The organism is Clostridium sp. MCC328 (assembly GCF_018785465.1).
Taxonomy (GTDB): Bacteria; Bacillota; Clostridia; order Lachnospirales; family Lachnospiraceae; genus Pilosibacter; species Pilosibacter fragilis.
Map to the genome: position 1 here is coordinate 144,889 of NZ_WQPW01000029.1, position 6,371 is coordinate 151,259.

Here is a 6,371-nt window from a genome sequence, read left to right on the forward strand (position 1 = left end):
AAGTATATTTAACCCAGGCAACTTTAGGGGGTTACATATAAGAAATATTAAGGAGGATTTTTATGAAAAAGAGAGTATTGGCACTGTTAAGCTGTGCAGCCCTTGCGGCAGCCAGCATCACCGGCTGTTCCAGCCAGAAACCTGCAGAATCCGCAGCTGCGTCTGCAGAGGCAGAGTCCACCACAGGTGCTCCGTCCAAAGAAGTCGGCGATTATAAGATCGCGCTGATCACCATGGACTCCATCGACCAGCACTGGGTAACCTTAAACGAGGGTGCTCAGGAAGAGGCGAAAGAGCTCGGCGTGACAGTAAGCTTCATGTCCCCGAACACAAAGGATGACGCTCAGCAGATCGAGTGCGTAAATAACGCAGTCGCAGGCGGCTATCAGGCGATCATCGTAGCGGCAAACGGCCCGGACGCGATCTCTTCCGCACTGAAGGAAGCAAAGGACGCGGGCATTAAGATCGTATACGTTGATTCCCCGGCAAACGTGGAGGCAGAGGCAACCTTCTCCACAGACAACGAGGCTGCCGGTACAACAGCAGGAAATGAGATGTTAAAAGCACTCAAGGACGCAGGCGTTACATCCGGTAAGATCGGTATTGTAAACGTAAATGCGGCAACTGATTCCACCGTTAAGAGAGAAGCCGGATTCCGCAAAGCATTCGAAGGAACCGATTTTGAACTTATGGAGACACAGTACGGCGAAGGTGACGCAGCGAAGTCCCAGACCATCGCTGAGAACTACATCACACAGGGCGTTGTCGGCATCTTCGGCTGCAACGAGGGGTCCACGACCGGTACCGGTAATGCAATCAAGGCATCCGGCAATACAGGTATCATCGGCGTTGGTTTCGATAAATCCGACGCGATCATGAACCTTATCAATGACGGATATCTTCTCTGCACAATGGCTCAGAACCCGGATCTCATGGGTAGAGACGGTGTTGAGGCAGCTGTCCGTGCGCTTCAGGGTGAGACATTTGGCGGTCTTGTAACGGATACAGGCGTTTCTGTCATCAAGGCAGGCAACACTGAGGATGCAGCAGGAACAACCGATGTGACAGCAACAAAAGACTGGAAGATCGCGCTGATCACCATGGACTCCATCGACCAGCACTGGGTAACCTTAAATGAGGGCGCTCAGGCAGAGGCAAAGGCACTTGGCGTGACAGTGAGCTTCATGTCCCCGAACACAAAGGACGACGCTCAGCAGATCGAGTGTGTGAACAACGCAGTCGCAGGCGGCTATGAGGCGATCATCGTAGCAGCAAACGGCCCGGATGCGATCTCTTCCGCATTAAAGGAAGCAGCTTCCACAGGCGTGAAGATCGTGTATGTTGACTCTCCGGCAAACGTGGAGGCAGAGGCAACCTTCTCCACAGACAACGAGGCAGCCGGTAAGACTGCAGGCGATGAGATGATCAAGGCTCTCGAGGCAGCAGGCATCACATCCGGTAAGATCGGTATCGTAAACGTAAACGCAGCAACAGATTCCACAGTTAAGAGAGAAGCCGGCTTCCGTTCCGCATTCGAAGGAAAAGGTTACGAGCTTATGGAGACCCAGTACGGCGAAGGTGACGCAGCGAAGTCCCAGACCATCGCTGAGAACTATATCACACAGGGTGTTGTCGGTATCTTCGGCTGCAACGAGGGATCCACAACCGGTACCGGTAATGCCATCAAGGCATCCGGAAAGACAGACATCGTAGGCGTAGGCTTCGATAAATCTGATGCGATCATGAACCTCATCAACGACGGATATCTCCTTTGCACAATGGCTCAGAACCCGGATGTCATGGGTAAAGAGGGCGTTAAGGCAGCTGTCAGAGCATTAGAGGGAGAAGAACTCGGCGGCGCTGTAAGCGATACTGGTGTATCCGTTCTGAAGAAGAACTAATTAAGAACTGTAAAAAGGAAGATCCATCTATCAAAGGAAGAACCCTGAGTTGGTGAACCCAGTTCGGAAAAACTGAATGACAGGAAGAGTGCTGGTCTGGAAAAATAAACTGGAAACCGGCACGAAAATGAATTAAAATAACGGTAGCTTCCGCGCGACAGACAGTTACTGAAACATGTAACGCAATGGAACGCCGGACCGCAAGGATCGGCGTTCCTGCATATCAGGGACAGGAGGACATTTGTATGAAACGCAGTGAGATCAACGCGGCTTTAAAAGAGATGGAACAGATGATCAGGGAATACCAATTTGCGATCCCGCCGTTCTGTAATTTCACACCGGAAGAGTGGAAGGAAAAAGGACATGATTACGATGAGATCCGTGACAATATGTTAGGCTGGGATATCACAGACTACGGTCTCGGTGATTTTGATAAAGTCGGGTTCTCCCTGATCACGATCCGGAACGGAAACCTGAAAATGAAGGACAAATATACAAAATCCTACGCGGAAAAACTCCTGTATATCAAAGAAGGACAGTATTCTCCGATGCACTTCCACTGGTCAAAGATGGAGGACATCATCAACCGCGGCGGCGGAAATGTGCTGATTCGTGTATACAATTCCACAAAGGATGAGGACCTTGATAAAGTGAACGATGTCCATGTCCATGTGGACGGCAGAGAGATGGTCGTTCCGGCCGGCACCCAGGTGCGCCTGACTCCCGGCGAGAGCATTTCCATCTACCCGTACATGTACCATGATTTCGAGGTGGAAGAGGGCAGCGGCCCGGTTCTCTTAGGTGAGGTCAGCCAGTGCAACGATGACAACGTGGACAACCGTTTCTATGAGAAGATGGGAAGATTCCCGGAGATCGAGGAGGATGAAGCACCGTATCGTCTGCTGTGCAACGAATATCCGGAGGCAAAATAGATGACAGATCAGAAAACGCTGATGGCGGTCTGCGGTCATATGGATCAGATCGCCGGAGTCCGTCAGATGGAATTTCAGGATGGGCGGGCAGCGGGACTTCGCTGTGCGATGATTCATAATGGACCGCTGGAGCTTCCGCTGATGCTCGATAAATGCCTGGACCCGGCCTGGATCCGGTATAAGGGGATCAACTTAAGTCTCCTCACAAAACCGGGGCTTCAGGGGAGAAATCCCTATGATACTGCGGGAGACGAGGCGGTGCGCTCCATTATGGGCGGCGCGATGTTCACCTGCGGTCTTGGAAATGTCCACGGAAACCGGGTGGTGGACGGTGTGGAATATCCGGTTCACGGACGGATGAGAACAACCCCGGCGGAAAAGATCTCCATGGACGCGTTCTGGGAGAACGGGGAGTATAAGATTTTGGTGTCCGGGGAGATGCGGGAGGCACAGATCTTTGGTGAAAACCTGGTACTCAGACGAACGATTGAGACGACTTACGGCAGCCGGGAGATCGTATTCACGGACGAGATCGAAAATCAGGGCTTTGAGGACCAGCCGCTCTGTTTTCTCTATCACTGCAATGCCGGATACCCGTTTCTGGTGCCGGGGCTGCGGGTCGTGATGCCATCGATCTTCTGCGGTCCGAGAGATGCGGACGCAAAGGCAGGCGCGGCGGCCTGGAACGTCATGGAGGAGCCGGTGGAGCATGCGCCGGAGCAGGTATTCCAGCATGAGCTGGCAGCGGATCGTAATGGAAATACGTTTGCGGCATTTGTCAATGACGAGCTGCAGATTGGGCTCTGCATTCGTTTTGAAAAATCTGTGATCCCCTACCTGACCCAGTGGAAGAGCACGGCGGCCGGAGATTTTGCGATGGCGCTGGAGCCGACGAACTGCGGATTTGACGGGCGGGCCGGAAAGACGCAGAGTTTAAAGCCATTTGAGAAACATGAGAACCGGATCCGATTCCAGATCCTGGACGGAAAAGACGAGATAAAACAGCTGGAAGATGAGTGCAGGGAGGTATTGGAATGTACGATGTGATCGCTCTTGGTGAGCTTCTGATCGATTTTGCGGCAAAGGAGACGGATGCGGATGGATATCCGACTATGAAGGCGAATCCGGGCGGTGCGCCGGGAAATTTCCTTGCAGCGTTAAATAAATACGGAATGAAGACGGCATTTCTCGGGAAAGTCGGAGATGATGCGTTCGGAAAGCTCCTCTTAAAGACATTTGAGAAAGCCGGGATCGAGACAAAGGGGATCGTGACTGATCCGTCGGTGTTTACGACGCTGGCGTTTGTGACCTTCTCGCCGGAAGGAGACCGCTCCTTCAGTTTCGCAAGAAAACCGGGAGCGGATACGAGACTGAGCTTTGAGGAGATCGACCTTGCGATGATCGATGAGGCATCGGTCTTCCATTTCGGAACCTTAAGCCTCACGGATGATCCGGTGCGCACGGCGACGAAAAAATGTGTGGAATATGCGAAGAGACAGGGAAAATTCATCACGTTTGATCCAAACTTAAGACTTCCGCTCTGGGAGACAACGGATGCGGCAAAGGAGCAGATCTTATGGGGACTTGCACATGCCGATGTGGTGAAGATCAGTGATGAGGAAGTGGAGTTCCTCTGGGGGATCACGGATGAGAAAGAGGCGGCGAAGAAGCTCCTCGATGAGTTCGGGATCCGCCTCGCGATGATCACGATGGGACCGAAGGGGGCGTACCTAGCGAACCAAAACGGCGCTGCATACGCAAAGTGCCCGGAGGTAAAACCGATCGATACGACAGGAGCCGGGGATATCTTCGGCGGGAGTGCTGTTTCAAGACTCTTAAAGACCGGGAAGAAGCCGGAAGAGCTGGGAGTGGAAGAACTTGTCTTTATCGGCAAGTTTGCCTGCACGGCGGCGAGTCTTTCGACAACACAGTCGGGCGGGATTCCGAGTATTCCGGAGGAAGATGTGGTCCTGGAGAGAATATAGGGATAAATGGAAAGATGTATTTAGGCGATGAGGCCGGTGTTATGTGGAGTGGCATTGACTCACTGTTTCCGGTATTTGTTTGGCGTGCATCCAAAGATTCGCTTAAAGCAGTTTGTAAAATAACCCTGTGAGGAAAAGCCGGTATTCTGGGCGATCTCAGCGATGGTGAGGCTGGGATCTTCCGGGAATTCCCGGCTTTTTATGATCCTGCAGGAAATCACTTACATTTTTATTGGAATGCGGGTGCCGGCTTCTGGCAGAAATTCCTTTTTTCTGGTATACTGAATGGAAATAGAAACGCAGAAGAGGAAAGACGGATTTATTTGCTATAAATTGCGAAAAGGGGAAAGGATATGGACAGAAGTATTGATTATGTGATCGCTGTGGCAGAATGCAAAAGTATTTCGCAGGCAGCGGAAATGCTGTATATCAGCCAGCCATCGCTGAGCCGGTACCTTTCAAACCTGGAAAATGAACTGGGAGTCAATCTGTTTGTTCGGACGCTGAATGGAACGGAGCTGACAGCAGCTGGGAAAATTTATCTGGAATATGCAAAAGAAATAAAATTGTTAAAAGAAACGATGAACTCCAAGCTGAAAGAACTGAAAAGAGAAAAGAAGAGCCGGATCCGGATCGGAATGCCATTAAATGCTGCTTCTCTTGCCGCATTTGATGTAGTAAAGGAGGTAGAGAAAAAATACCCGGACTGTGGAGTCGAAATATATAATATTTTCTCAAAAGACATGGAGAAAGCCTTGAAGGAATGGGCATATGACTTTGTGATCGGTCCAATGGCCGACCTTTCAAAAAATGTTGATTATGATCTGATGTACCGTGATTTCTATGTATTGGTAGTGCCGAAACGATATGATCTCGAAACGTATGCGGAATATGGGGAACAGGGATCGTTCCCTGTGATCGATATGAAAAAACTCCCGCCGATGGATTATATTTTTCAGGATGAAACAACATTTGTGAGAAAAGGGATCAACCGGATCCTGGAGAAACAAAAGCTCAGCATTGCTCCCCGTCTGGTCGTGACGAGCAGTACGCTTGCTTTGCAGGCAGCGGAGAATGGATTTGGATGTTGTATTGTATCGACCGGCCATCTGGCCTATCTGAACCAGTCAGCCAATTTAAAGGTCTATCTGATCAAAGGCGAAGAGACTTCCTCCTGCGGCGTGGCTTATCTGCATAACAAAATATTTTCGGAAGAGGAAAAATGCTGCATTGCTCTGATCAGACGTGCGCTCCGGGAAGGTGAAAAGAAGATCATGCAGCGCTTTGGAACATGGGAAATGAAGGAAAGGGAATAGGAATAGATTTTTTGAAGGGGCATAGCATAAAGCTATGCCCCTCTTTCGTTTTGGCATTGGAAAAGATCGGGAGAATGTTTTACAATAAGGACAGATGAAAGATGTCGGCCGACATAAAATCGTAACTATGAGGATACTGAATGATTGTGGGAAATTTAGCCTGAATTATTCACGGAGCAGTATCTGAACTGGTAACTGTACCATGAATCCCAAAATTGACCCATGTAGCCTAAACAT

6 protein-coding genes are annotated in these 6,371 nt (G+C 50.3%); 5 read left to right on the forward strand and 1 reads right to left on the reverse strand.

Going from position 1 to position 6,371, the window contains the following annotated elements:
* The first annotated feature begins 62 nt into the window (after positions 1–62).
* The 4 genes from GPK83_RS17315 (at position 63) to GPK83_RS06165 (ending at position 4,818) form a co-directional block, all read left to right on the forward strand.
* A complete protein-coding gene (locus tag GPK83_RS17315; RefSeq protein ID WP_015552482.1) occupies positions 63–1,901 on the forward strand; it encodes a substrate-binding domain-containing protein in 1,839 nt (612 codons plus the stop codon).
* A gap of 245 nt (positions 1,902–2,146) precedes the next feature.
* The gene (locus GPK83_RS06155; RefSeq protein ID WP_015552483.1) at positions 2,147–2,833 is read left to right on the forward strand and encodes a D-lyxose/D-mannose family sugar isomerase; all 687 of its coding nucleotides are present in this window, start codon (positions 2,147–2,149) and stop codon (positions 2,831–2,833) included.
* Complete coding sequence (locus GPK83_RS06160) at positions 2,834–3,880, forward strand: aldose 1-epimerase family protein (protein WP_015552484.1); 1,047 nt, start codon at positions 2,834–2,836, stop codon at positions 3,878–3,880. It abuts the gene before it with no gap.
* On the forward strand, positions 3,868–4,818 hold the full coding sequence (locus GPK83_RS06165; RefSeq protein WP_117470460.1) for a carbohydrate kinase: 951 nt from the start codon (positions 3,868–3,870) through the stop codon (positions 4,816–4,818). The genes GPK83_RS06160 and GPK83_RS06165 overlap by 13 nt, the downstream gene beginning before the upstream one ends.
* 59 nt (positions 4,819–4,877) lie before the next feature.
* Here GPK83_RS06165 and GPK83_RS16820 read toward each other — a convergent pair whose 3' ends face one another.
* On the reverse strand, positions 4,878–5,039 hold the full coding sequence (locus tag GPK83_RS16820) for a helix-turn-helix domain-containing protein (RefSeq protein WP_117470459.1): 162 nt from the start codon (positions 5,037–5,039) through the stop codon (positions 4,878–4,880).
* Positions 5,040–5,171: 132 nt separating this feature from the next.
* Between GPK83_RS16820 and GPK83_RS06175 the strand changes: the two genes are divergently transcribed.
* Entirely contained in the window at positions 5,172–6,134 is a 963-nt protein-coding gene (locus tag GPK83_RS06175) for a LysR family transcriptional regulator (RefSeq protein WP_015552488.1), read from the forward strand.
* Positions 6,135–6,371 lie beyond the last annotated feature (237 nt).